We start from the raw sequence: 26,262 nt of genomic DNA on the forward strand, positions 1-26,262 counted from the left end.
TAACGCTTTTTAAGACAAAAGAGATTTATATATTTCTCCTATAAGACCTTCCATTTGATGAACACCCAATTCTGCATTCGTCATTATGACCGCACCTTTCTCTAAATACGGAAACGCCACCATCATACATTGAAAACCCACTCCCCAACCAAGTGATGTAATTTCTAGTTCTTTTTCAGAACTTTCAAGAAACACACCTAATCCAGTCCAACTTTTACCTCTTTGTGGGGTTATCATTTCTTTTGCTAAACTTTCCGAAATGCCAACCTTGCTTTCTCCTTTTACAGCATTCATTAACTCACGAACTAATTCAGCTAAATTCAAAGAAGTTGTCCATAATCCAGAAGCCGCTGGATAAGGATATATAGGATATTTTCCATCTACTAATTCACCGTTTTTGTTGTGACCACAAGAAAAATTTTGTCTATCCACTTCCAACATTGATGTATTGAATTGGCTATTTGCCATTCCTAATGGTTCAAATATTTGCTCATTCATAACTTGATGAAACGGTTTTTCAGTAACATCTTCTATCAGTTGCTGAATGATACAAAAACCAGCATCCGAATAATGGAATTCACTTTCTGGTTCACACTTGACGTCAATAGGAGTTTTACAATAAGGAGTTTTCCCCTCTAATAATTCAACCATCGAAGGAACCCCTATTTTTGAATTCAGTTCAGGAAAACTACCTTCAGGGTCTTTAATTCCAGATTGATGACTTAGTAAGTTCCTCAATGTCGCTTTTTTATTTTTAGTAAAATCATTTTCTGGTACTTTCCACGATACAAGACTTTCATTCACATCATCATCTAAATCAAGAAGTCCTTCCTCTACTAGCTTCATAGCAAGTATTCCTGTTAAGTACTTGCTAATTGAACACGCACTAAAAATAGAATCTTCATTTGTTTTTCTATTGCTTTCCACTTCTAATATGCCGTAATTTTCTGTTCCACTAATTTCACCGCCCTCAAGCAATGTGATACTTAAACCTTGCACATTATAATGTTTCATTCGTTCTTCAATGTTAATGTTTTTTAATTTCACAATTATCCTCCTTGTTAGTATTATCAAATAAAATATAACACGAATATACGTTCTGTTATATCTATTTGTAAAATAAATCAAAATAATTTTATTAGATGTAGGGCAGGCGATAAAGGTAAATTAGAGTTAATAAAAGTTGTAAGTTTAGCTGTGATTGCAATTAGTTCAGCAGTAATAGTTTGGAGAATGGGTAATGTTATAAAGTACTTGTTTGACTTAGTTATGTTATCAGGAAATGGTTAATTCTTTTCTTTCCTTCTATGCCTTTTCTTAATGAACTAGCAGGTGCTTAACTTCAATAAAAGAGGCCGCTGGGGCAACCTTTTTCTTATAGAGCTAAAGGGGCAGTTTAGTTGAATAAGGAATTCTTTATATATGGTTTAATATGGTAGCGTGGCTGGGGAGGAGGAGTTGAAACTTCACGAAATCTTCATGTCCTGAAATCACTCCATTTAACCGTGAACTTAAATTTAAGGGTGATGAAATCCTGCGATTAAGCGAGTATTTGTGAAAAAATCGTATTAAACTAAGGGAGTTCAAGAAAGTACTAATGCAGGAGTTTTTAATACTTCGAAGGCAAGTTAATTAAAGAACCCTCCAAAAATCATCGTTTTGAGAGGGTTTTACTTTATTTAAAAGTTTGTAGAGTTGGAGAGTAAATATGTCTCAAACGATTGCTCAAATTCTAAGTCACATAAACAACCGTTTTGATATATTTTCTTAGGGTTGGTAATCCGCATAATCTTGTGATGCTACCTCTATATAAACTTCCCCATACTAAATGAGTAAAAAGTTATTTGGAGTAATATGATTTTTTCTACTGTCAATTAAAGCAATACAGTGAGCCAATCGCTCTACCCCTAGTTTAATTTGACACTCGTTCACTTGAGAGATGCTTAATCGAACGAGATTTTCCTTTTTATATTCGGGTAAAAACATTCTAGAGGCATCATCAACATAAATATGCTGCTCGTTTAGCATATGAACTACCTGTTTTGCTGTCACATTCTCGGGCAAACTGATGGATAGATAGAATCCTGAAGTCGGTTTAGAAAAATGAGTATTAGCCGGTAGCAATAATTCACATGCTTCTTGAAGAATTTGCATTTTAGTACGGTATACCTCTTTTACTTTTTTGAGATGGCTATTAAACATACCACTTTTTAAATAGATTTCTAGCGCACCTTGAGAAAGTGCTGAACTATTAAAATCTGAACTAAATTTATATCGTAAAAAATTGTTAATCATTAATGTAGGAAGAACGACAGTACCAATCCTTAACCCTGGAAGAAAAATTTTCGAAAAGCTTTTAATATAAATCACTCTCCCAGAAGGATCAAAAGAAAATAAAGGATCTGATTTTGGATTTGGATCAAGGTCTCCTAAAATATCATCCTCCACTATATATACATCGTATTTTTCAGCTAACTCAACGATTTTTTTCTTTTCACTATTCGTGTAACAATGTCCAAGTGGATTGTGAAATCTCGGGATAATATAGAAAAATTTTATATCATTATTTCGAAAAATGTATTCCAGACGATCAAGATCAATCCCTTCCATTGATAATTCAATTCCAAAAGTAGTAGCTTGATGCAGATTGATGGACTCAATGAATCCGAAATAAGTAGGCTGTTCAATTAGAATATTGTTTTTTCCATTTGGAAATGGCATAGAAACTAATAAATTAAGGGCTTGCTGCGAGCCAGATACAACGACTACTCTATCAGGTTGAGTGAACACCTGTAAATTCTGCATATACTTCACTAACTGTACTCGTAATGAGTAAATCCCTTGTTGATCAGAGTATGTAAAAAGCTCTTCTTTATATAGTTCAATTGCTTGATTCATACAATGTTGAAATTCAACATAAGGCATAATGTTTTTATCTGGACCAGCAGATAAGAAATCAATCACCTCATTTTCATTCGTCGCATCTTGAAATTCATTCACAACATAGTAGCCACTTTTAGGAACAGAATAAATTAAATGCTCTTTTTCTAGTTCGATGTACGCTTTAATAACCGTATTTTTGCTACATGAAAAATACTCAGATAACTGACGAACAGAAGGGAGTTTACTACCTGCAATGAGCGATCCATCTGCTAGTCGAAGCTTAATTTCTTCCATTATCTTAATATATTTTGAGTTCATATATGGATCCTCCTTTAACTGTACCAGGACAGATAGGTAAAAAAATGGTTTATTTTCATTGTGTGTACCTATTATTATTTTAATTATATCAGAACTATTTTTAAGAAAAGTAGAAAATGGTACAGAGGTGATACAAACTATAAAAATGGGGGTAGGATAAGATGCAGAGAGAAACCAGAGAGAAACTTGGATTATTGTTAGGATTAGTAGGTGTCATTTGTTTTAGCTTAACACTCCCTGCTACAAGTATTGCAGTAAAGTATTTTGGGACTACGATCGTCGGTTTAGGAAGAACAGTTGTTGCTGCTATTTTAGTAGCTGTGGTATTGATCGTTCGAAAAGAAAAACTACCTTCTCCAGGCCAATTCAAAAGTCTACTTATTGTTGCTGTTGGCGCAGTTTTAGGATTTCCTCTCCTCGCTTCTTGGGCAATGGAATCCTTACCTGTTTCTCATGGAGCTGTGGAATTAGCCCTGTTACCGTTAGCAACAGCCGGATTTGCTATGTTTAGAGCAGGTGAAATCCCTTCTCTCAAGTTCTGGATTTCAAGTATAATCGGCTCTTTAGCTGTCATTATGTATGCACTTCATCTTGGATTCGGTCAATTGCAATTTGCCGATTTAGCTTTACTAGCAGCAGTGATTATACTGGGACTTAGTTACGCAGAAGGGGGGAAATTAGCGAAAGAATTAGGTAGCTGGCAAGTGATTGCTTGGGCAATTATGATCGGTGCTCCATTTTTCATTATTCCAGTTGGGCTAAACTTTACAACTGAAATGCTACATGCCCCTTTACAAGCTTGGGTTAGTTTTATTTATCTCGCAGTGGTTAGTCAATTTCTAGCATATGTTGCTTGGTATAGCGGAATGGCTATGGGCGGAATAGCAAGAGTTAGTCAGATTCAATACTTACAACCATTTTTGATGATTCTATTTGCAACAGTATTTCTAGATGAATCCATCACATTTTTCACTCTTGTAATAGCAGTGATTGTTGTCTTTTCTGTTATATTAGGCAAAAATGCTCACGTATCAAAAAACGGAGCTGTATCAGAGAAAAACTAACTGCATGTTCAATTGAGATAAGTAACGTATGGCATATAGCTTATAGAACGACCGAATTGTATTAGATGAAGAAGTTGTCATGAATATAGAGGATTGTGGTTAACAAACCGTTATTCTATAGAGAAATTATAAATTTAATGATAAGAAAAGATTCTGAGAGGAGAAAAAACATGTATATTCCTGCACATTTTAAAATTAAAGCCGAAACACTTGCCTTCGACATTATAAAGGAACATAGTTTTGCGACTCTATTTTCTCAACATAATGGAATGCCTTTTGCGACTCATTTACCATTAATTTTGAACAAGGATAATTCATACTTATATGGACATTTTGCTCGTCCTAATCCTCAGTGGAAAGACATCAAAAATCAAACCGTCTTAGCTATTTTTCATGGTCCGCATTGTTATATCTCCCCATCTTGGTATGAGACGAATAAAGCAGTACCAACATGGAATTATGTGACCGTTCATGTTTACGGAGAAGTCGAACTGCAAGAGGATGAACATGAGTTAATGAGCTCCCTGCATGATATGGTATCGAAGTACGAAGCTCCTGACAGTTCATACAGTTTGCAAGATGTTGATGCTGAGTTTCTCGCTGGTATGAACAAAGGAGTTCAAGGATTCAAAATAAAAATTAACAAAATAGAAGGGAAAGCAAAGTTAAGTCAAAACCATCCATTGCAGAGACAAGAGTCAATTGTTAATCAACTGGAACAAATTTCAAATACAGATGAGCAACAGATTTCATTATTAATGAAAGCAAACCTAAAAAAATAACGTTGAATGTTACTGCACTAACAGGAGTGTTGATCCAATAAGGATTAACGCTCTTTTTTTTTGAACTTCTTTTAGATCAATTCGGTGACGGAATATATGAGGTAATAAAAGTTTATGACGGAGAAGTCTTGGATTTGAGTCAATATTTTGGACACAAAAAAGTTAAATCTTAAGCTTTATTTCTTGGCTTGGGGACTTTTATATCCTAAGCTGCTGTGAATTCTTTTTCAATACAAAAAGAAGTAATGAATAGAGGAATAAAGAAGCTTTGGGTTTTTCCAATAAATGAATCAGTAGAAAAAGTATATCAAAAGTATGGATTTCAAACAGTTGATAAATTGAAAAATGGACATTCATTTTTAGCTGGGAAAAGTATTAAAGAAATTAGAGATTAGAAATAGTCTTAAACTAATAGGTGTTTGTATTAAGTAGGTTGTTGGTCACCCTTTTTATCATTTCCCGCCAGAAGACTCCCTCTTCAAGCGTGTGAAGGGCGAGATCCCAACGGTAAGGGGGAGATGAATGGCGGTTGGCATTAGCCAAAGTAATTTTTTGACAAACATACGTTCGATTGTTGATAATAACTATAAGGGGGTGAAACCAATGGTCGTAAACAAAGCTTATAAATTTCGAATCTATCCAACTAAAGAACAACTAGTTCTAATCAATAAAACGATCGGCTGCTCCCGTTTTGTCTATAACTTCTTTTTAGGCAAACAAAAGGAGAAAGATGCCTACTGGTATATTTGTGAAGAAATGAAGCAGAACGGCCAATTACCCTCTAATGAATGGAAAGGTTCTTTTCTGAATAAATACGCAACAATCAAAGAACTTCCAGCTTTAAAGAAAGAGTATTCTTTCCTGAAAGAAGTAGACAGTATTGCCTTACAGAAATCGGTGGAAAATTTAGCAGATTCCTATAGTCGATATTATAAAAAGCAAAACAAGTCACCACGCTTCAAATCGAAAAAGAATCCTATCCAGTCCTATACGACTAAACATACGAATGGGAATATTGGAATTGTTGGAAACAAAATCAAATTGCCAAAACTCGGTCTAGTTCGTTTTGCTAAAAGCCGCGAAGTCGAAGGGCGAATCATCAATGCCACAATCAGGCGGAACCCTTCGGGTAAATATTTCATTTCCGTTTTAGCCGAAACCAATGTACAAGTACTTCCTAAAACGAATCGTTCGTGCGGTGTAGATGTTGGTTTGAAGAACTTTGCTATTCTTTCAGATGGTACGGTCTATCAAAACCCAAAATTCTTCCGGACGGTCGAAAAGAAATTGTCCAAAGCACAACGGATTCTTTCAAGGCGACAAGAAATAGCCTTGAATCAAAATAAACCATTGGCTGAAGCCAAAAACTATCAAAAACAAAAACGAAAAGTGGCTATCCTACACGAAAAAATTTCAAATGCCCGAATGGATTACTTACATAAAGTTTCTACCGAAATCATCAAAAACCACGATGTTATTGGAATGGAAGACTTGCAAGTGTCGAATATGATGAAAAATCACAAACTAGCTAAAGCTATTAGTGAAGTATCTTGGTACCAATTCAAAAAAATGTTGGAATACAAAGCAAAATGGTATGGTAAACAAATCGTGACCGTATCTAAAACGTTTGCTTCTAGCCAATTGTGTTCTAGCTGCGGTTACCAAAATAAAGACGTTAAACATCTGAATCTTCGTGAATGGGATTGTCCTTTTTGTTCTACTCACCACGATCGAGATATTAACGCAGGACTCAATCTAATGAATGAAGCCATAAGGCTTCTAACCGTAGGAACTACGGGAGTAGCCTAATTAAAAATTGGCCGATAGGCTAATGTTCTTAGGAATCCCCCACTTCAATCAGACCGTAAGGTCGATAAGTGGTGGGTAGTTCAATTGAAAGCTATGTTTAACTTGATTGTTGATTTCATTCAAATTAAAAAGCGAATTGTTTTTGAAATGGTTTCAAGATTAATTAAAGTAATTTTTTCTATATATATGGGGATAATTCAGAGAGGATTCTTCTTGTGAAATTTTGTAAGGTGAAAATAAAATTCCCCTGAAAGGATGAAATAAATGAAAGTGGTTACAATTTCAATAGTAGATGAACTTGTAAACGCAGTTGGCAATCAAGCGATTGAAGTAATTCGTGTGAAAGGAAAAAAAATTGAAAGTCCTTCGTTAAACTTGTCACCAGGGCAACAATTAATTTCAAAAAGTAGGCGCAAAATCACCAATGATCTGGGGTGCCTTGATTTCGACAGTAGGTGTGGCGGTGATGGGCTTACCCTTCTTACCGGACCTTACTTATACAATTGTCGTCTTCATTGGATTTGCGCTATTTGGACTTGGACTTTATGCGACCCCATCAACAGATACATCAGTATCTAATGCTCCTGCCTGACAAAGTCGGTGAAGTAGCTGGAGTTTATAAAAATGGCAAGCTCACTTGGCAGTGCATTCGGCGTCGCGATTTCTGCAGCTGTTTACGGTGCAATTGCAGTAAATGGGAATCTTGAAACAGCGGCTACAGTAGGTATTATCGTAAACGTTATATTCGGTGTACTTTCAATATTCTCTACTATCTTTTTGGTGCCAAAAGATGCCGGTAAAACATCTAATGCTCCTAAAAAATTACCAGTTTGAAGCCTGTTGTAGAATAATTAGCAGTGGGAAATGTAAAACGCCACATTTAGTGGCATTTTCGAAAATAATGAAAGGATGAAGAGTTTATGAGAAGTGAATTAATAGAAATGCTAGAATCTCGTAAGGATGAAATTATTGAAATTCGCAGACATCTACACCAAAATCCTGAGCTTTCTTTTAAAGAAGAAAAAACAGCTCAATATATTATTGGTTTTTATAAAGGAAAGGACGTAGAAGTTCAATCTAATGTAGGTAATGGATACGGAATTATCGTGACAATTAAAGGTGGAAAGCCTGGAAAAAACATTGGTCTGCGCGCTGATTTTGATGCGCTCCCAATCGTCGAAGAAACGGATGTACCATTTACATCAAAAAATGAAGGCGTTATGCATGCGTGTGGTCATGATGGTCATACAGCCTACTTGTTAGTCTTAGCGGATTGCCTAATTCAATTAAAAGATGAAATTCCAGGTACAATAAAAATTATTCATCAACATGCGGAAGAAGTTCCGCCAGGCGGGGCAAAGAGTATTGTAGAGTCCGGCATGCTTGACGATTTAGATAATGTATTTGGAATTCATCTGCTGCCAATGGGCCCAGCAGGAGTTGTTGGTTATCACGCTGGATATTCTTTTAACGGCAGGGCTTATATGAAATTAAAAATTCAAGGTAGAGGTGGACATGGTTCCTCACCACATCTAGCGAATGATGCCATTGTGGCTGGTGCTCATTTTGTTACAGCCGCTCAAACGATTATTAGCCGTCGATTAAGTCCTTTTGATATTGGTGTGATTACGATTGGTTCTTTTGATGGAAAAGGAACATTCAATGTAATTAAAGACAGCGTAGAGCTTGAAGGCGATATCCGTTATATGACTGTTGAAACAAAAGGAACAATTGAAAAAGAAGTTAAACGTCTTGTAAAAGGACTTGAAGAAGAATTTGGTGTAACATGTGATCTAACATATACGAATGATTATCCACCTTTATATAATGATCCTGAAATAACAGAAAAGGTTGCTGAGTTTCTCAAGAATGCAAATGATAAAGATATTAAAGAAGTGAAGGAATTTCCAGCAATGCCACCATCTGAAGACTTTGCTTACTATGCTGAAAAATTCCCTTCCTGCTTCTTTTACATTGCATGTACACCTAAAGGAGTAGAAAAACCTTATTTTAATCATAATCCTAAATTTGATATCGATGAAGATGCCCTTCTCGTGGCAGCAAAAGCAGTAGGATATGTTGTTTGCGGTTATTATGAGTTAGATTAGGAAAAAGAATAGAATTGTTTGTAAGGTGTGGTATAGATGACCACATGGTTCGGTGTATTAGATAATTCTATTGATAAAAAGCAAAACGAATACCGAGACAAGCTAATAAAGAAAAAAGCCAAAAATCCATAGTATCATTGAGTTTGTGTATCATAAAACCACAAATGGAACATCAATTATCAGGAGCTGATCAGCAGCTCTTTTTTGTATGGAACTAAGGAGCAGGTTAGTGAAAGAAGGAATTTCCATTTTTTACACAAATGAAAAGGTGTCCAATGGTATGATTGAAAAAGAAATTGTACAGAACTTAATTTGTAGGGGGAAATATATTCTTGAAAATGGTTAGAATTATCTTAACAATAGTGGTTATTGTTCTATCAGGTTATAGTCTAATAACTCAAACCTATGAGTTAATGCCGTATTATATGTTTTTCCTTGGGGCACTTACGTTGGTGACAGGATTAGCCGAACTTCAAAAAGACAGAAAAGGATTTTGGGGGTATATGAATATTGCTATCTCTTTATTTATTTTCTTTGCTTCCATACAGGCTTTCTTAATGAACTAAACGGGTGCTTTACTTCAATAAGAAAGGATGTCTTTTGTGTCGTATAAGACACAAACTGTGAAATAAAAATGAAAAAGAAAGAGTATCATATTACTCTTCCTTTCTGTCTATTTTATACTTGTCTAACCTTAATGAAATGTCTCTAAGTAAAATGTTTCTTTCCTTTTGAGTTTTGAGGAAGCTGATTAAAAACCAAACAATAAATGCTATTGGAATTAAATAAAATAGTATACCAGAAAGTGCCATAAAGTCTACCCAGTCCATTGTTTCTCTCTCCAATCTTTCTATATTGGGGAATTATAGCATATTTGTTTGATAGATTCTTAAATTGAACGGAATCCCAAACTATCAAAGCTGTCTTTAAGGCAGCTTTTTCTTTATGGAACACTTGGGGCAGGTTAGTGCAATAAGAAAATCAAAAATTGGGGATAATAACCTTTAATATTGTTAAAGGAAAAGGAGATCCACAATGAAGAGTAAATTTTCTTTTATTATTATTTAAATACTGCTGATAATAAATAATCAGAAATGATTGTTAGACATTACCTAAAAGGTGGAGTGAAAAAAGGTGGAAAATCATATTGCTTACCTTCTAGAACATTATGGGTACTTCGGAATAATATTTGCTTTAATCGGAGGTATTGTAGGACTTCCTATACCCGACGAGGTTCTTCTTACATATATTGGTTACAATGTGTTTCAGGGTAAATTATCTTACTTAATTTCAATAGTAAGTGCCTTTGTAGGAGCAACGGGGGGGATTTCGCTTAGCTACTTCATTGGTTATAAATTTGGGTTGCCTTTATTAGAAAAGTTTGGACCAAAAATTCACATTACCGAACAAAAAATTAATAGAACAAAGAAATTATTCAAGAAATTCGGACCCATTTTTTTATTATTTGGTTATTTTATTCCTGGGGTACGGCACCTTACAGCGTATATAGCAGCTGTCAATCGCTTCCCTTTTAGAAAATTTGTTGTTTACGCCTATACTGGTGCATTAATATGGAGTTTTACTTTTATCACACTAGGAAGAATATTAGGGGAAAATTGGACCAATGTTGAACTATATATGTCAAAATACAGTATTTATTTAATTACGAGTTTATTGGTCCTTTCAATATTCATTTATTATTTATGGAAGAGAAGAAATCGATTAAGAAGGGGTATTTCATAAAAGTGACGGTTAAGATGGAGTACTTTAATAAAATTATATTTAGAGCTTATAAAACTAACAGGTGCGTTAGTTTAGATCGGAGCTATCTTTAAGGCAGCTTTTTCTTTATGCAACTAACGGGGCAGTTTAATTGAAGAAGGAAATTTAATATATTAAAAAGAATATACATATTTTGAGCAAATCCTCAAAAGGAAGGAAGTGATATTGGTTGAGTCATATTAATAAGTTTGATTTCATCAAGGCTTCTATTGAAGACATTGATAAGATAGTTAGTTTGCGGTTAGCACTTTTAAAAGAACTAGGTGAGTTAAAATCTCTTCAGGAGGAACATCTTATGGAGACATCAACAAGAGAGTATTTACAAAAAGCACTTTCAAAAAATGAATTTATATCCTATATTGCGGAATCGAATGGGGAAGCCATTAGTATTAGTGGAATGGTTTTATTTCAAAGACCACCATATTTGGAAAATCTTCATGGGGTTGAAGCCTACATTCTTAATATGTACACTATCCCTGAGTATCGTGGAAAAGGTTTGGCAAAACGAATGCTAAAAAAATGTATAGACGAAAGCAGAAATAGTGGTGTTATACGGATTTGGTTGCACGCCTCTAAAGATGGAAAACATCTATACAAAAAAATGGGCTTTACGACGAAGGATAGTGAGATGGAGTTGTTTCTTTAATACGTTTTTTTGTTATCGATTAACGGGTGCAATAGTATAAGATTGCCTGCTGCTTCGGCGGCTTTTTTCCCACTAAAGGGACAGGAGGAGTTTCTTATGGAACTAAAGGGGCAGATTAGTTGTAGAATAACCCGTGGTTTTTAAATCATTATTGTGTTTAGGAGATAATAAGGTGAAAAAAGAAGAAAAGAGAAAAAAGAAAAAAGAAGGTATTCTAAAAGGCATACTCGTGAAAATCGAGATTCAGTCTTGTTTGAAGTAGCTTGGAAAATCTTATTTTTTATTCCAAGAATGATAATACGTTTAATCCATAATTTATTTTAGCTTAAGGAAAAAAATAAGTTATTTTCAACTATCGGGTGCTATAGAATGATATGGGGTTTCTGTAGCAGCTGTTTCTTATTGCAAGTAGAATGGTTATATGACATTATGCTGATCATATAGTTTATAGGCTGTTAAAAACAGAATGGAATCAAAGATAAAAGTTCTCAATGAAAAAGGGATCTTCCAATCGAAGATCCCTTTTTATACTGCTATTTCACTTAAAGTCACCCAGTCATTTTTTGATCATTCCGTCCTCTTGAGCGATTTTTTCTTCCATATTATCGAAAGAGTATTCAAAAAAAAACCATAAATTCATCACCATATATGCTACGAACAATGGTCATCATCATACGTACGATTACAACATCTTTCTAATCTAGTCTATTATCTTTTAACTGTGGGCTTTACATCTTGCGGAATAGGGGAGACATAGCCTTTCCCTTGTAATCGTTCTTTTAGCTCTGCTTTTGCCTTGTCAATTAATTCTGGATTTTGGAGTACTTCTACTGCAGTTGCCGCAATAACCTTGCCAGCATGAAGCATACCTTTATGGGCAATAGATGTTGATCCAAGTGTAACCCACTGCCAGCTATGCAGAGGGGATCCAAGAACAAAACAAGCTGTTGTGCATTGAGCAGTAGGAACAATCCAACTAACATCCCCCACATCCGAGGAACCTGTTAATGGCGATTGACAGCCCTCAATGGGTTCCAACCAACTTGCCATAGCATCATCTTGACTATCATTAAACGGATTGATTGTACTATTCCTTTCTTGTTCGGTTAAGGTAGCACGGATCTCTTTTGCAAGCTGTTTTTCTTTATCATCGTGTTGTGGAATACCTAATTCTTGAAAATTCTTATACATAACGGAATCTAACACTGTGTTTTGGATAACATTAGAACAGGCTTTATCGAAAACGATTTCTACTTCAGTTCCTGTCATAAGGGCTGCTCCCCTAGCAATATTACAAACTCTTAAGTAAATATCTTGAACTTGTGAAACTTCTGGAGCTCGTAATAAATAAAGAACTTCTGCATCTTGTTGGACAACATTAGGCGATAATCCACCAGAATTCGTTATCGCATAATGAACTCTTGCGTCTTGGATAATATGTTCTCTTAAATAGTTCACGCCAACATTCATAAGTTCTACGGCATCTAAAGCACTCCGTCCCAAATGTGGTGATGCTGCTGCATGAGAGCTTTTTCCTTTAAACTTATAATACACTTGGAAATTGGAAAGTGAATCCATCGACATAATGCCGTTAACATCTAGTGGATGCCAACAAAATGCAAAATCAACGTCATCGAACAAACCTTCTCTGACCATGAAGGTTTTGCCAGATCCGCCTTCTTCTCCAGGACATCCATAATAACGAACTGTCCCATTCATATGATTCTCTTCCATATATTCCTTCACTGCAACAGCAGCAGCTAATGATCCCGTACCAAGTAAATTGTGACCACATCCATGGCCATTTTCACCTTGTACAATTGGCTCCTGTTTAGCTGTAGCTTTTTTTTGACTCATACCTGACAACGCATCAAATTCTCCCATGATTGCCACAACAGGTTTACCAGTTCCAAAGCTACCAATAAATGCTGTCTCTATGTTTCCAACACCTTTTTCAACAGAAAAGCCTTCGTTTTCTAACGTGCTGCAAAGCAATTCAGCAGATTGATATTCTTCAAAACGTGTTTCTGCAAAATTCCATATAGAGTCACTAACTTCAATGAATTTTTCTTTTTTTTGTTCAATAATTTCTGATAGTCTATTTACATGTGTCATTTTACACTCTTTCCTTCCTATATATATCGATTTAATATGAATGTATATTCGATTTAATATGAAATATTATTTTAAAAGTCGTCTTGCTATAAGATTCAAAAGTTCTACACTTCTTGGTAACACTTCTTCTTGAATATCAAATTTAGGATGGTGATGTGGTGCAGGAATATCGGTCCCAATAATCATATATGTCCCTTTACCACCATTATCCTGTACTCTTCGAATCATAAAACTTGCATCCTCGCTTCCAGCAGAACCGGATTCCCTACATGCTTTGATTGTTGAAAAACCATTTACATTTCGGGCTTCTTCCATAGATAGATCGACAAGTTCTTGATCACAATGAATCGTAATTGCTTGTCCTATAATTTCAATCTCATATTCAAGCTCATGCATACCTGCACTATGAGCCACGATATTTCGAACACGTTTCTCCATTTCTGCATTTGTTTCTTCGGTTACAGAACGGGTTTCAATTATCATTTTTGCATGCGCTGGAATAATATTAGCGGCTGTTCCACCATTAAGAATACCTACATTTATGCGGGTAGAACCTGAACTAAATCTTGGAATAGCATGAATATTTAATAATGCAGTGGCTGCTCCTAATAATGCATTTTTTCCTTTTTCAGGAGAAGCACCTGCATGAGAAGATACCCCATGAAAATGAGCAGCCATTTTCGTACTTGCTAAAAAGCCAGAAGACCCACCATGAAATTCTCCTAGAGGGACATCTGTGCCAAGGTGCATACAATATAAATAATCCACATCATCTAAAATTCCTTTTTGTACAATTGAATAGGCCCCGCGTACTCCTTCTTCAGCTGGTTGAAAAATAAGCTTAACCGTTCCTGCAAAGTTATGGTCCGCTAATTTTTCCGCAAGCCCTAAGCCAATTACTGTATGGCCATCGTGTGCACAAGCATGCATATTTCCTTCATATTTGGAACGAAAACCGTTTGTTTGTGGGAAGTGGTCAGAATCAGTACTTTCCGTAACAGGTAATGCATCCATATCAAACCGGAAAGCTACAGTTGGGCCATCTGTTTTTCCTTTTAATGTACCGATAACAGCAGTATATCCACCCTCCATTTCTTGGAGAATTTCTGGATTTGCACCATCTTGTAATGCTCTATTAAATGTTTCTTGTAATACTTCTGTAGGTGGAACTCCACGGCGAGAATCCCCATCTAAAGCATCTTTTCCAAATATCACGTTATATTTCAAAGAAGTTAGTACTTCTACTACCTTTGAAGCAGTTCGAAATTCGGTAAAGCCAACTTCTGGGTGTTGATGAAGATCACGTCTTAAAGAAATAATATCCAATTCTTTCACTCCTAAAGTTATTTGATGAAAATTTAATAATATTCGACGAGTTTTGGCGTCTAGGCCAAGCAACCTTGCCCCTCGAGTCGATGAAGGGGCTATTCAAGGCGCTTGCGATTTTTCAAATTAAGGTAATTTCGGGTATACTCCAGGACCAATTGGGAGGCCAAGGAAATACCAAACCACTACCAATAGCGTCCAAATGATAAAGATGATAATCGGATAAGGCAATATAAGAGAATAATAAGTTCCTAGTTTTGCATCTTTTCTATACTCCTGTAGGAAACTTAAGAATAGTGGGACAAATGGAGATACTGGTGCTAATGGTAGAACAGATGAATCTGCTACCCTAAACAGCATTTGGGCGAAGGCAGGATGATAGCCTAATACCATAAACATTGGAACAAAAACCGGAGCTAATATAGACCAAATAGCGGATCCGCTAGCAATAAACATGGAAAGAAGCCCAGATAAGAACATTAACCCAATAAGGACGGGTGCACCATCTATGTTTAACTGTTCTAAGAGATCTGTGATGGATAATGCCAAAAATTTACCCATATTACTCCAGTTAAAGCAAGCGACAAATTGGGAAAGTGGAAAAACCATAATAATAAATCCGGCCATTCCTTTAATCGGGTCTACTAATAATTCTGGAATATCATTTTGTTTCTTAATTGCTCCTACTTTAACTCCATACGTAATAGAAACTGTAAAAAAGAAAAGTAAGATGATCGCGACAATACCAGACATGAATGGAGAGGGAAGAATAGCTCCAGTTTCTGGATTTCGTAATAGTGCTCCTTCCGGAACGACTAGAACGACCATAACAGCTATAAAAATAAATGCTGAAATACCTGTAGCCAGGAGTGCTTTGTTTTGTTGCTTCGTTAATTGTTCCAATTTTTTATGCTTACCGCTACCTTCATATTTTCCTAAGCGCGGCTCAACAAATTTATCTGTAATCAAGGCAATGACAACAGTAAGTACGAGAACTGAAGTCGCCATAAAGAACCAGTTATCAGTAACATTAACTGTCAAATTTGCTTTCATTCCATTCGCTACTTCCGAACTAATTCCTGATAGCAAGACATCTGTTGTGACGATTAATAAATTGGCAGTGAAACCTGAACCAACCCCAGCAATAGCAGCGAGCAATCCAGCAACAGGGTGCCGTCCCACAGCAAGGAAAATTAAAGCTCCAAGAGGAGGCATAATAACAAGCGCAGCATCAGAAGAGACATGGCTAAAAAATGCAACGAATACAACTAAATAACTCGCGTATTTCCCTGAGACCTTTAACGACATTTTTCGAATCAAAACTTCTAACAAACCGACTTTTTCAGCAAGTCCTACGCCTAGCATTAGGGCTAAAATAGAACCTAGTGGTAAAAAGCCGGAAAAGTTTTTAATCATATTCGGCAGTATCCATTGAATGCCTTCACGGCTTAAGAGATTTTGAACTTCTACTTTCTCTCCACTAATGGGATCCGATGCCGAAACATGGAAAACGGATAAGAGAGCGGTTACAACAAATAAAAAGGCAATCATATAAATAAATAAAATAAATGGATGGGGGATTTTGTTTCCTATTCGCTCTACTTGATTGAAAAATCCACCTTTTTTATGATTTTGCAGATTAGTTGTATCTTTCATTACTTTTTGTTCCATTACATTCTCCTCCTAAACCTTCTTCCATTTGTAGTTTGTGCTTTTTTTGTACCATTTAATTTATAAACTTTTTCTCTAAACCTTTCTTAAGCTAAAATTACCCAAAAGGGTCTTTCATCCTTCGTGTACTTCATACATACCTTTCAAATTACTTGTTTTTCATTTAACGAATACTTAACGCTATTTTCGTTAAATGTATTATATAATTAAGAATAATCTATTTCAATAAAATTTTCAGAAAAAAAGGAATCTTTTTTTTTCTAGATTTAGTAATACTTTCTAAACAAACAAAAAGTTTTGAATCTTTTGAATGTATAAGTTCTACCACTCTTGACCTCACGATAGAGAAGTAAACCATATTAAGTAGCACCGCTTATTTATGTCAAACGGCGCTTTACATGTTATTAATATTTGGATCTCATTATTATTCCCTGTTGGGGTTAATTGGTTATTTTGATATAATAAATCTAATAGTATGATGTAGGGGTGAAGTAAACTTGTATAAAATTGGTGTTGTAGGTCCACTTTCATCTTTAAAGAAAATTCGGGATGTTACTAATGAATTTGAGCATGAAATAGATTTCATTGATTTTCCATATGAAGATGCACGAGAGGTAACGGACATTATAAAAAATCACCAAAATGCAGTAAATGGTTGGTTTTTCTCAGGACCAGTTCCTTATAGAATTGCAAAAGAAATGTTAGATTCAGAGGCCAATTTTACGTATTGTCCTCCTGTTGGATCTAGTTTATATAGATGTTTTTTACAAATGTCTGCGGATCAAAAGTATTTTTTCGATAAGATATCCATTGATATGATTCGATTAGAAGACTTTTTTTTGCAAGAGTCGCTACAAGAGCTAGGGATTTCCACCGAAAATATTTATATAAAAACATTTGATGAACAATATGATTTTCAAGACATTGTTCAATTTCATCTTCAGTTGTGGAGGGAAGGGGAGGTACAAGGTGTCCTTACCGTTTTACAATCTGTATATGAAGCCTTGAAGAAAGAAAATGTTCCTGTCTACAAAATAAATATGACAAAGATGGAAATTAGACAAGCGGTCAAGATTTTAATTGAAAAAGCAAAAAGTACTTATTTTAAGGATAGTCAGATAGGTGTAGAGATTATTGAAATTGATCAGTTTGATCAATTTGTAGACGAGGTTAATATTCGTTACCATCTGCAGCATTTGGAGCTTAAAATTAAACAAACATTACTGACATTTTGCGAAAAATTAGATGGTTCTCTCATCGAAAATGGAAACGGTCGCTATCAAATATTTAGTTCACGTAAGGCAATTGAACGTGAAATTGGTAGCTTGCACAGTACTGTTCAACAACTGTCCCTTGAGATGGATGTTTCTGTTGCAGTTGGAATTGGTTTTGGTGAGACGGCTGCATCGGCTGAAATCAATGCTCGCAAGGCGATTCGTCATTCGAAGAAGCAAGAAAATTCCGGTATTGTTGTTATCCAGGAAGATGGTTTAATGATTGAATCTGTAGGTCAAGAGGAACAATTGGCATATACCTTCCGTTCTAATGATAAAGAACTGCTAGATAAATTAAATCAGGCTAACATAAGTGTAAAAACGTATAAAAAGATAGAAGCATTGATTGATCGTATGGGCTGGGACGGCTTCACTTCCTCAGACTTAGCTTCTCATTTATCTATGACCGTTCGAAATGCCCAGAGAATTATGAGTAGTTTAAGTGAAAGCGGTTTAGTGGAGTACAAAGGAGAAGAACTTCAATCGCCTCGGGGAAGACCTCGTAAAATTTATATGTTAAAGAAGTAACACCTCGACATTCTTGATATACAATTTAATTTCCGAGGAAAGTTTTGAGGATTTCTCTTAATTAACTCTCCCTAGGTTAACGTCACATTGCCATCAAGTTAACAATTTATAATACCCTCAGAACAAAATTTTGGGCTTTCTTGTAACAAAGAAGCTCATTTTATCGTTTTGGGGGTGTCCTATTTTCTTAGCTTGATGGGCAGGTGGTGGTACCTCAATAAGCATATAAAAGAATCCTCCAATTAAAAAGATCCTTCTAAACTGCAGCTTATAAGATCCATTATATGAACTTTTGAATGTACGTTCGTTACATTCTAATTAGAGAAAAAATACCCTTGTTCAACTAAAGGGTCAGGATAGTGCAATAAAGAATTCAATTTATAAAGGAATTTTTACCATTTAAAAAGAATAGTTAATTATAGTAATAAACAGAGGGAGAGATGAAATGTTTCCAATATTAGAGACAGAAAGACTAATATTAAGAGAAATAACAAAAGAGGATGCAGAGGGTATTTTTGCTTGTTTTTCTAACGAAAATGTAACACGTTATTATGGACAAGAAACATTAGAGAGTATAGAAGAAGCAGAGAAATTCGTTGATTTCTTTTCAAATAACTACAATGAAAAAAGAGGCATACGCTGGGGGATTGAAAAAAAAGAGACCAAAGGTATAATTGGAACAATTGGCTTTAATGCTTGGTTACCTAAACATAAAAGAGCAGAAATAGGTTACGAAATCCATCCAGAGCAGTGGGGAAAAGGATATGCTTCAGAAGCAGTATCTAGAGTTCTTACATATGGTTTTGATGTTATGAATTTAACTCGTATAGGTGCTGTTGTATTTTTAAACAATGAAGCATCTAATAAGTTACTGACTAATATTGGTTTTCAAAAAGAGGGGGTTTTGAAGAAATATATGTATCAAAATGGTGTAGCACACGATACATATGTCTATTCATTACTTAAAAATAATAAGTAAACGTGTTAAGCTAACGGCGGTTTTAAAGGGCTGTGACGATCAGCTTTTTTCTTATGCAACAAACAGGGCAGGATTGTTGATTAAAGAGCTATTTTACTATGTTAAAAGTGTTAAAATAAAATATGTAGTGGTTGGTTAAATCAGCCTGTATAATCTCTTAAAGAAAGGAATAATATATAATGTTGACTTTCATTTTAGTTGTTCTGATGTTATTTTTAATCCCAGGTCCCGCTGTTTTTTTGACAATATCTCAAACTATTAAAGGTGGAAAAAAGAATGGAATTATCACAGGCTTGGGTATTGCTGTTGGTGACTTAATTCATACTCTTGCGGCAGTTGTTGGACTTTCCGCGATATTAATGACATCTACACTTGCTTTTGGAGTTGTTAAATATTTAGGTTCAGCATACTTAGTTTATTTAGGAATAAGAGCTTTGCTTGAAAAATCAAAAAAAATTGAAAAACCTATTACTAAGAAAGTGAATAATAATCTATCATTTCGTCAGGCTTTGTTAATTGAATTACTAAACCCTAAGACTTCATTATTTTTCTTAGCTTTCTTACCACAGTTTGTAAAAAGTGAAGGTTCCCCAGTGACAATTCAGCTTTTAATGCTTGGGTTAACATTTGTACTGATGAGCATAATGTATACCACTCTCTTAGTTTTCCTAACAAGTACAATTGGCAACAAGTTATTAGTTAAATCTAACAGCAGTTCAAATTGGTTTGGGAAAGTCGTAGGTATAGTCTACATTGGTTTGGGAATAAAGTTAGCTCTTCAAACACACGAATAGATAAATATATTTTTATTCGTTAATCAACTAACAGGTGCAATCGTTCTTTAAAGAGCTGTGATGATGATCAGCTCTTTTTCTTATGCAACAAATGGAGCAGGTTAGTTATTTAAAAAATTATGATAAAATAGGAAAAATTTTATTACGCATATCAAACAAGACTTTTGTTTTCTTAAAGAAATTAAGAAGCACATTTCCTTATAGTCGGTACGCTAATTCCTTTTAATCACCCGTCAAAATATAAAAGACGCATTGGGAAATTATTTACCAATATATTGATTGAGGAAATGTGCTATTGCCGTATAGGCAGTTATTTTATTATTTAGTTTTACGATGGAATGACCTTCATTTTCAAAGCAGATAAACTTTACAGGATGATTTCGTGCCATTAATTTATTTACGATTTGTTCAGATTCTTCAATAGGGACGCGTGGGTCATTAGCCCCGTGAAGAACCATCAGCGGACTGGTAATCCGGTCAGTTTGATTCAATGGATCAATCAGATCATAAAAGTTTCCGTCCTTTTCAATAGTTCCATATTCAACTTCGCGAAGTTTGCGTCGCCACGGACTGGTTTTTTTAAGAAAAGTTCTGAAACTTGAAATCCCAACGAGATCAATTGCAGCAGACCATAATTCCGGATAGTGAGAGATGGCTGCAAGAACCATAAATCCTCCGTAGCTCCCTCCCATAATGGCAACTCTATTAGGATCAGCGCTTCCTTCTTTCTTTAACCAATCTACTAAAGAAACAAGATCTCTAACGGAGTCCATTCGTTTGCGAACATCATCAAGATGAGTATATGTTTTTCCATATCCTGTACTCCCGCGTACGTTAGGAGTAATTACTGCATAGCCAAGGCTTAGGAAATACTGCAGAACTGGATTGAAAACAGCACGGATTTGGCTTTCAGGACCCCCATGAACATATAGGATAACAGGAATTTTTTCTGATTGGGTATTTGGCTTGAAGTAAAAGGCAGGTATTTGGAGATTGTCAAAAGATTTAAAGGAAATAAGAATAGGTTCAATTAATTTATTTTCCAAAAACTTTGTCTGAAGAGATTGAGTAAGCCGTTCCGTCTTCATTTTCCTTAGGTCAACCTGCCAAATATCAGACGGATAGGTCGGCCCATTGAATACATAGGCTAATTTTTGATTGTCGGGTGAAAATGTTAAGCTAGTTATCATCCCCATTGGTGTCTTCCATGTATAAAGGGCACTTGATTTTAGATCTAAAAGAATACCTCTTGAAATACCTCCTTCATTAATTGAAAAAGCTAACTTTGAATGATCTTTACTCATAGCGAGGCCTTCAAAGTCCCACTGTCCCACTTCCAGCCAAGTGATATGTTTTGTTGAAAGATCAATGATTGCGAGCCCAAAAAATTCTCTATCTTGATTTGTTAATAAATAGAGATGATCTCCATCCTTGCTGAAATGAGGGTTTTTATAGCTTGCTTCACCCTGATGATCTGTTAACCAGTTTATTTCTCCTGTGCTAAGATTCAGTAAACCTAAATCGTTATCCAACTGGGAATTTGTTTTCCGAATCAATAACGATTTACAATCAGGAGACCACATGATGGAGGAATAGAGACCATCCTTTGACAAAACCATTTGTATTTCTAATGTTTCGACATTTTGAATATAGATATCGAAATAGGCAGAATGTCGACGATTGCTTGACCAGGCTATCCATTTTCCATCAGGTGAGTGACCCCCATATTCATGTTTATGGTCAGGTGAGTTGGTAAGCGGAATCAGTAGACCATCACTTTTGAGTAAAAACAGTTGTTGCTTCTCATTACCGCAGACATCCATGCCGATGAGAAGGCCGCGTTGTGATGAACTGTTTAAATATTTAACAAAAGTAATTCGTTCATTTGTAAAAGAAATTCGGGTAGGTTCACTTATATCGAAATCCTTTGCCCAGACCTGCGGTAAACCAGAATAATCAGCAATAAAGATTAACTTATTACTATTAGGATCATAAACAGGGTTACTGACAGTTCCAACAGACAAATATGATTTGATGCCAATTTCTTTCATACATTCACTCCTTAAAATGTGCTAAAAAAGAGAGGAATTGAGATAGCCCAAATAATAAAAAGCTCAAAAGGATCTAATTACGTCTCACAACCATTATATTTAGATGCATTATATATCATGTACTTTATATCTCGGCTATGAGTGCCGAAAATAGTTGAGAACTAGATTTTCGGGAATGTTTTTATAAGGTTTTTCCATAAGTAAATCTATAAAAGTAGTGAGCTATTTTAGTCTTTAATCATCAAATCCAGAAGGGAAACCCTCCTAGCATATTTAAAAGGGGGTCACAAAAATTTTATTTTAATTTTTGTGACCCCCTTTGTTTTTTTATCCATAACACGAAATTGGCATGTACTTTTTTGTATTTAGCAAGTTTGTTTTTTAGATTCCTATAACACAGTCGATTGTTATTGAAACCATCGATAAAATTTCCAAATAATCAGCATGAAGATCATGTATCCGAAAAGGGAATAAGAATGATGCCATGCTTCGCTATGAGTAAACAATCCTAAATTCTCCGAAAATGATTCGGAAATACTTATACAAAGTCCAATCAAAACGATAAACAGTATTCTTGAAAATGCAGTCAACGCTTTTGCGATCCATAAAAAGAGCGTAGTAAAGATTGGCAATATCAATAATGTAAAAGCGACATTGATTGTAAATATATCTGGGAATGGTCTTGCCGGAAAGGAATACATTTGTTTACCTACAAACAGTAAGTCTAAATACGTTCCGATGAAACTAGAGAAAATTATTGTGGCTACAAAAGCCCGATGGTTACTCATCTTCTGCTTCTTCTCGGAGTAGGACGTTTTTTTTTGCCAGAATGGCAAGTTCAATTTTTTCAAGCGTTGTGCAGTATTCATCATAAATCTCCCCATCTATATTTTCTCCCTTATCGATTAAGTAGTCCATGATGTGCCAGTCTTCAAACCAGTCTTTGCTTTCCTCCTCTTCATGATTAAGATCTTTCCATGTGTATATTAATCGAGGACTGTATAAACGATCCGCACCTTTTCTTAATTGGCACTTTTTTGTTCGACGTTTATAAAATGCACGGGAGAATGATTCGTTTACATCATTAAACAAATGCGGCCAGTAGTCTTTTCGCGAACCGGTATGTGGATGATCATGAGCCCAATCTACTACTCCTGATAAGATGTTCTCACGGCTAAACAGCAGTGAGTATAATCGCTTGCCCAGCAATATTCGCTCATGAAGGGAGGTGAAATGCTTCATTGTATTCCCGACTAGTAATGTTTCTTGTTTGGTCTCATCCTTATAGAATGGAAAAAGAATGTGATTAAAGCGAAAAAAATCATAAAGTTTGAATCCAATACTATTTAGTACGGTCTTTTTAAAATGGGCATTTTGAATGACCCTTTTTTCTAAATAGCTTTGTTCATTAATAACAGTGGCAATGGCTAACATATATTGGTCGCCTGTTCTCCAAAAATGGTTCCATAACGTTTCCATAAACGTTGATACATTGAAAAAAGGTAGAAGATGAAACAGTCTTTTTGATCTTTTGACACTTTGTTCATACAACAAAAATTGTGGGTACACATCTTGGAAGATTAACCAGTTCCCTCGTTCCAAAAAAGAAAAGAAGATAAGTTGATCTTTTTCCGACAATAGTCTTGTATATAAATCCCCTTTTAAATCCGTCATATTCCAACCGCCATTACGCGAAACCATATGTCCAAGTAGTGCCCAGTGTATTTCTGGGTAACGGAGGTAAAACTGAAAATAGGCATGCGTTCGCGTCACATTATTATTGTTGTGTTGTCTTGTTTGTTCTTTAATTTCATGTATTAACATTGTCTCTTCTCCCGTTAACTCCCACGTTTTAACAGAAGTCTGTTTTTTGCCTTTTTTCTTTAATTCATCTTTTACATCTAAAAGAGAATACGGAAACGTCTTGGAAAATCCGTTCCATTTCCTTTTCCGATCGTTGTGATGCATCCTTCTTCCTCCCGTTAACATGAATGTTCTTCTTCTTTAGGCCAAATAGGTTATCGTAATAACCAACAGATGATCAAATTTTTCAATCTATTTATGAGAAATCAATCTTTTAAACTTCTAGTAAGGATTTTTAAAGGTATTTTAACAGTGTAGCTATCATCAGTTTATTACGAACGTGAGGAACAAATGATGATCGTTTTTTCGTACAAGAGGTAGCGCGCACATTTTAATGTTATCTGTACTAAGAAAATCATGAGTATTTAAAGTATTCTAAGAAGATAAATTGAGTGAAAAGTTACTTTCAATATTGAGGGAGGATAGTTAAAGAGTGCTGTTTGATCTTTGTTCAACAATTGAACCATTTTATTGAATAAGATTTGCATAAATATCCCCTTACGCAGCCATTTAGGTGCGCTTGAGAGGCGTAAACGTTGATTTATCAATGGTGTATAAACGAGATGTTTTGTAAACCTCACATGAATAACGTATACAAGGTATTTTTCTTTCATATCGCATGATAAAATGGTGTGAAAGGGAAATATTGGTGTGGTTATGTATGTTTTTACAGATATAAATACCATTTCTATCATTCTTTTCTTTTTGCTACTGTTATTTTTCATTTCTCTTGGTTTATTTATACGATCAAGAGTAACAAACCAAACTAATAAACAGAACTCTAATACAAATTAAATAAAAGTTAGATAAAATGAATGAATTATGGAAAATCAACAGAAGAATTAGAACTTACGATAATGTGAATTGTGTTAAACTAGGATATTCTATAAAGAACAATGAATATATTACAGATGATAAAGGAAGTCGAATACAGGATGTATAAAATCGGACTAGTCGGTCTAAAAACTTCTATAGAACAGATATTAGACTTGGCAGAAGAATATAAACATGAGTTGGAATTCATCTCTTTTCCCTATGTAAATACCGAAGAGGTAGAGGAAATTGTAAAAGAACATAATTCTCACGTACATGCATGGCTTTTTTCTGGTCCACTTCCCTATGAAATTGCGAAAAAAACACTAGGTACAGATAAAATAATGGTCCATGTTCCTGCTACGGAATCAGGTTTTTATAAATCTTTTTTAGAGATGATCTACGAACAGGGGAAAATTATTGAGCATCTAAGTATTGATACTATGTCCTCAAATAATATTAGCGAAGAAGCTTTGTCACAGTTGAATATAAAAACCCAAAAGATTTATACGAAAGTGTTTGAGTCAGATGTTGATACGAATGAATTGGTACATTTTCACTTAAATTTATGGAATAAGGGAAGGACAGAAGGCGCTTTTTCTTGTTTTCCGTCTGTGTGTGAAGCTTTAAGGGAATACGGGATTCCAGCCTATCGGATGACGATGAGTAAGATGGAAGTGCGACAAACGCTTCGGATTCTTTCTGAAAAAGTAAAGACTTCCTACTTTAAAGACACACAAATCGGAGTTGAAATCATTGAAGTTGAATATTTTAACAGAGTGGCAGAGGAAATGAAAACTCCTTATCATTTACAGTACTTGGAGCTCCGGCTAAAAGAAATGTTAATTCAACTTGGTGAAAAAATAAATGGTTCCTTTTCAGAGAAAGGGAATGGAAGATACATGATTTTTAGTTCGCGCGGCGCAATTGAACGAGAAATTATTATGCTCGAAGATACCATTCAAAAATTGGCTTTTGAAGCAGATACAACAGTTGCTGTTGGAATTGGCTTTGGCGAGACTGCCTATTCGGCGGAAATCAATGCTTTTCGTGCTATTCAACATTCAAAGGATATGAAGAAGCGTGAAATTGTGATTATTCAAGATGATGGCAAAATTATTGAATCACCAGGCAAAAAGAAAGAACTACAATATGATACCCGTACCCACAATAAACTCCTTATAGAAAAGTTAAAAAAGGGTAATATAAGTGTTAAAACGTATAAGAAGATATCGGCTCTCGTTCAAAGAATGGGCTGGAGTGATTTTACTACAAAGGACTTAGCGACATATCTTGAGATGACAGAGCGCAATGTTCGGCGTATTGTTGCGGATATGTGCGAGGTTGACTTGGCACAATGCGTTGGTGAAGAGGCTAACGCCACCCGTGGAAGGCCGAGTAAAATATATCGATTATTATAAATTATAAGCACCCATAATTTGGGTGCTTATTTATT

General features: G+C 35.2%; 19 protein-coding genes and 2 pseudogenes. 13 read left to right on the forward strand and 8 right to left on the reverse strand.

The window, feature by feature from the left end:
* Positions 1-9: 9 nt before the first annotated feature.
* Together NST21_RS04595 and NST21_RS04600 are read right to left on the reverse strand one after the other, a co-directional pair.
* On the reverse strand, positions 10-1,047 hold the full coding sequence (locus tag NST21_RS04595; RefSeq protein WP_340887976.1) for a serine hydrolase domain-containing protein: 1,038 nt from the start codon (positions 1,045-1,047) through the stop codon (positions 10-12).
* Between the two features lie 777 nt (positions 1,048-1,824).
* The gene (locus tag NST21_RS04600) at positions 1,825-3,201 is read right to left on the reverse strand and encodes an aminotransferase-like domain-containing protein (RefSeq protein WP_340887977.1); all 1,377 of its coding nucleotides are present in this window, start codon (positions 3,199-3,201) and stop codon (positions 1,825-1,827) included.
* 161 nt (positions 3,202-3,362) lie between these two features.
* Between NST21_RS04600 and NST21_RS04605 the strand changes: the two genes are divergently transcribed.
* The 9 genes and pseudogenes from NST21_RS04605 (at position 3,363) to NST21_RS04645 (ending at position 11,392) form a co-directional block, all read left to right on the forward strand.
* Entirely contained in the window at positions 3,363-4,265 is a 903-nt protein-coding gene (locus tag NST21_RS04605; protein WP_340887978.1) for a DMT family transporter, read from the forward strand.
* A 170-nt stretch (positions 4,266-4,435) separates the two neighbouring features.
* A complete protein-coding gene (locus NST21_RS04610) occupies positions 4,436-5,047 on the forward strand; it encodes an FMN-binding negative transcriptional regulator (RefSeq protein ID WP_340887979.1) in 612 nt (203 codons plus the stop codon).
* Between the two features lie 230 nt (positions 5,048-5,277).
* Positions 5,278-5,442 (forward strand): annotated as a pseudogene (locus NST21_RS04615) (GNAT family N-acetyltransferase); the annotation flags it as partial.
* 208 nt (positions 5,443-5,650) lie between these two features.
* Entirely contained in the window at positions 5,651-6,856 is a 1,206-nt protein-coding gene (tnpB, locus tag NST21_RS04620; protein WP_340890618.1) for an IS200/IS605 family element RNA-guided endonuclease TnpB, read from the forward strand.
* Positions 6,857-7,256: 400 nt separating this feature from the next.
* Positions 7,257-7,690 (forward strand): annotated as a pseudogene (locus NST21_RS04625) (MFS transporter); the annotation flags it as partial.
* Between the two features lie 86 nt (positions 7,691-7,776).
* Positions 7,777-8,964 (forward strand): amidohydrolase, encoded by a 1,188-nt coding sequence (locus NST21_RS04630; protein ID WP_340887980.1) that lies wholly within the window; start codon positions 7,777-7,779, stop codon positions 8,962-8,964.
* Positions 8,965-9,302: 338 nt separating this feature from the next.
* On the forward strand, positions 9,303-9,530 hold the full coding sequence (locus NST21_RS04635) for a DUF3953 domain-containing protein (RefSeq protein ID WP_340892455.1): 228 nt from the start codon (positions 9,303-9,305) through the stop codon (positions 9,528-9,530).
* Positions 9,531-10,098: 568 nt separating this feature from the next.
* Complete coding sequence (locus NST21_RS04640) at positions 10,099-10,707, forward strand: DedA family protein (RefSeq protein WP_340887981.1); 609 nt, start codon at positions 10,099-10,101, stop codon at positions 10,705-10,707.
* A 208-nt stretch (positions 10,708-10,915) separates the two neighbouring features.
* Positions 10,916-11,392, forward strand: a complete 477-nt coding sequence (locus NST21_RS04645) for a GNAT family N-acetyltransferase (protein ID WP_340887983.1) — start codon at positions 10,916-10,918, stop codon at positions 11,390-11,392.
* 708 nt (positions 11,393-12,100) lie between these two features.
* On the opposite strand, the gene NST21_RS04650 is transcribed toward NST21_RS04645, so the two are convergent.
* From NST21_RS04650 to NST21_RS04660, 3 genes are all read right to left on the reverse strand, one after another.
* Positions 12,101-13,507 carry a M20 family metallopeptidase gene (locus tag NST21_RS04650; RefSeq protein WP_340887984.1) on the reverse strand — a complete coding sequence of 469 codons (1,407 nt, stop codon included), beginning with the start codon at positions 13,505-13,507 and terminating at the stop codon, positions 12,101-12,103.
* 66 nt (positions 13,508-13,573) lie between these two features.
* The gene (locus NST21_RS04655; protein ID WP_340887986.1) at positions 13,574-14,833 is read right to left on the reverse strand and encodes an amidohydrolase; all 1,260 of its coding nucleotides are present in this window, start codon (positions 14,831-14,833) and stop codon (positions 13,574-13,576) included.
* Positions 14,834-14,959: 126 nt separating this feature from the next.
* Positions 14,960-16,504, reverse strand: coding sequence for an AbgT family transporter (locus tag NST21_RS04660; protein WP_445670476.1), 1,545 nt, complete (start codon positions 16,502-16,504; stop codon positions 14,960-14,962).
* Positions 16,505-17,001: 497 nt separating this feature from the next.
* Here NST21_RS04660 and NST21_RS04665 point away from each other — a divergent pair, with 497 nt between their 5' ends.
* From NST21_RS04665 to NST21_RS04675, 3 genes are all read left to right on the forward strand, one after another.
* Positions 17,002-18,306 (forward strand): hypothetical protein, encoded by a 1,305-nt coding sequence (locus NST21_RS04665; protein ID WP_328114629.1) that lies wholly within the window; start codon positions 17,002-17,004, stop codon positions 18,304-18,306.
* 445 nt (positions 18,307-18,751) lie between these two features.
* A complete protein-coding gene (locus NST21_RS04670; RefSeq protein WP_340887987.1) occupies positions 18,752-19,285 on the forward strand; it encodes a GNAT family N-acetyltransferase in 534 nt (177 codons plus the stop codon).
* Between the two features lie 179 nt (positions 19,286-19,464).
* A complete protein-coding gene (locus NST21_RS04675; RefSeq protein WP_340887989.1) occupies positions 19,465-20,079 on the forward strand; it encodes a LysE family translocator in 615 nt (204 codons plus the stop codon).
* Positions 20,080-20,339: 260 nt separating this feature from the next.
* Here NST21_RS04675 and NST21_RS04680 read toward each other — a convergent pair whose 3' ends face one another.
* The 3 genes from NST21_RS04680 to NST21_RS04690 all read right to left on the reverse strand — a co-directional run bounded on the left by NST21_RS04680 (position 20,340) and on the right by NST21_RS04690 (position 24,098).
* Complete coding sequence (locus tag NST21_RS04680) at positions 20,340-22,130, reverse strand: S9 family peptidase (protein WP_340887991.1); 1,791 nt, start codon at positions 22,128-22,130, stop codon at positions 20,340-20,342.
* A gap of 407 nt (positions 22,131-22,537) precedes the next feature.
* Positions 22,538-22,918, reverse strand: a complete 381-nt coding sequence (locus NST21_RS04685) for a CBO0543 family protein (RefSeq protein WP_340887993.1) — start codon at positions 22,916-22,918, stop codon at positions 22,538-22,540.
* The gene (locus NST21_RS04690) at positions 22,911-24,098 is read right to left on the reverse strand and encodes a DUF2515 domain-containing protein (RefSeq protein ID WP_328114626.1); all 1,188 of its coding nucleotides are present in this window, start codon (positions 24,096-24,098) and stop codon (positions 22,911-22,913) included. The genes NST21_RS04685 and NST21_RS04690 overlap by 8 nt, the downstream gene beginning before the upstream one ends.
* Before the next feature lie 830 nt (positions 24,099-24,928).
* Here NST21_RS04690 and NST21_RS04695 point away from each other — a divergent pair.
* Positions 24,929-26,227, forward strand: a complete 1,299-nt coding sequence (locus tag NST21_RS04695) for a hypothetical protein (protein ID WP_340887997.1) — start codon at positions 24,929-24,931, stop codon at positions 26,225-26,227.
* Positions 26,228-26,262 lie beyond the last annotated feature (35 nt).

Source organism: Peribacillus sp. FSL K6-1552, from assembly GCF_038005205.1.
Classification (GTDB): domain Bacteria; phylum Bacillota; class Bacilli; order Bacillales; family DSM-1321; genus Peribacillus; species Peribacillus butanolivorans.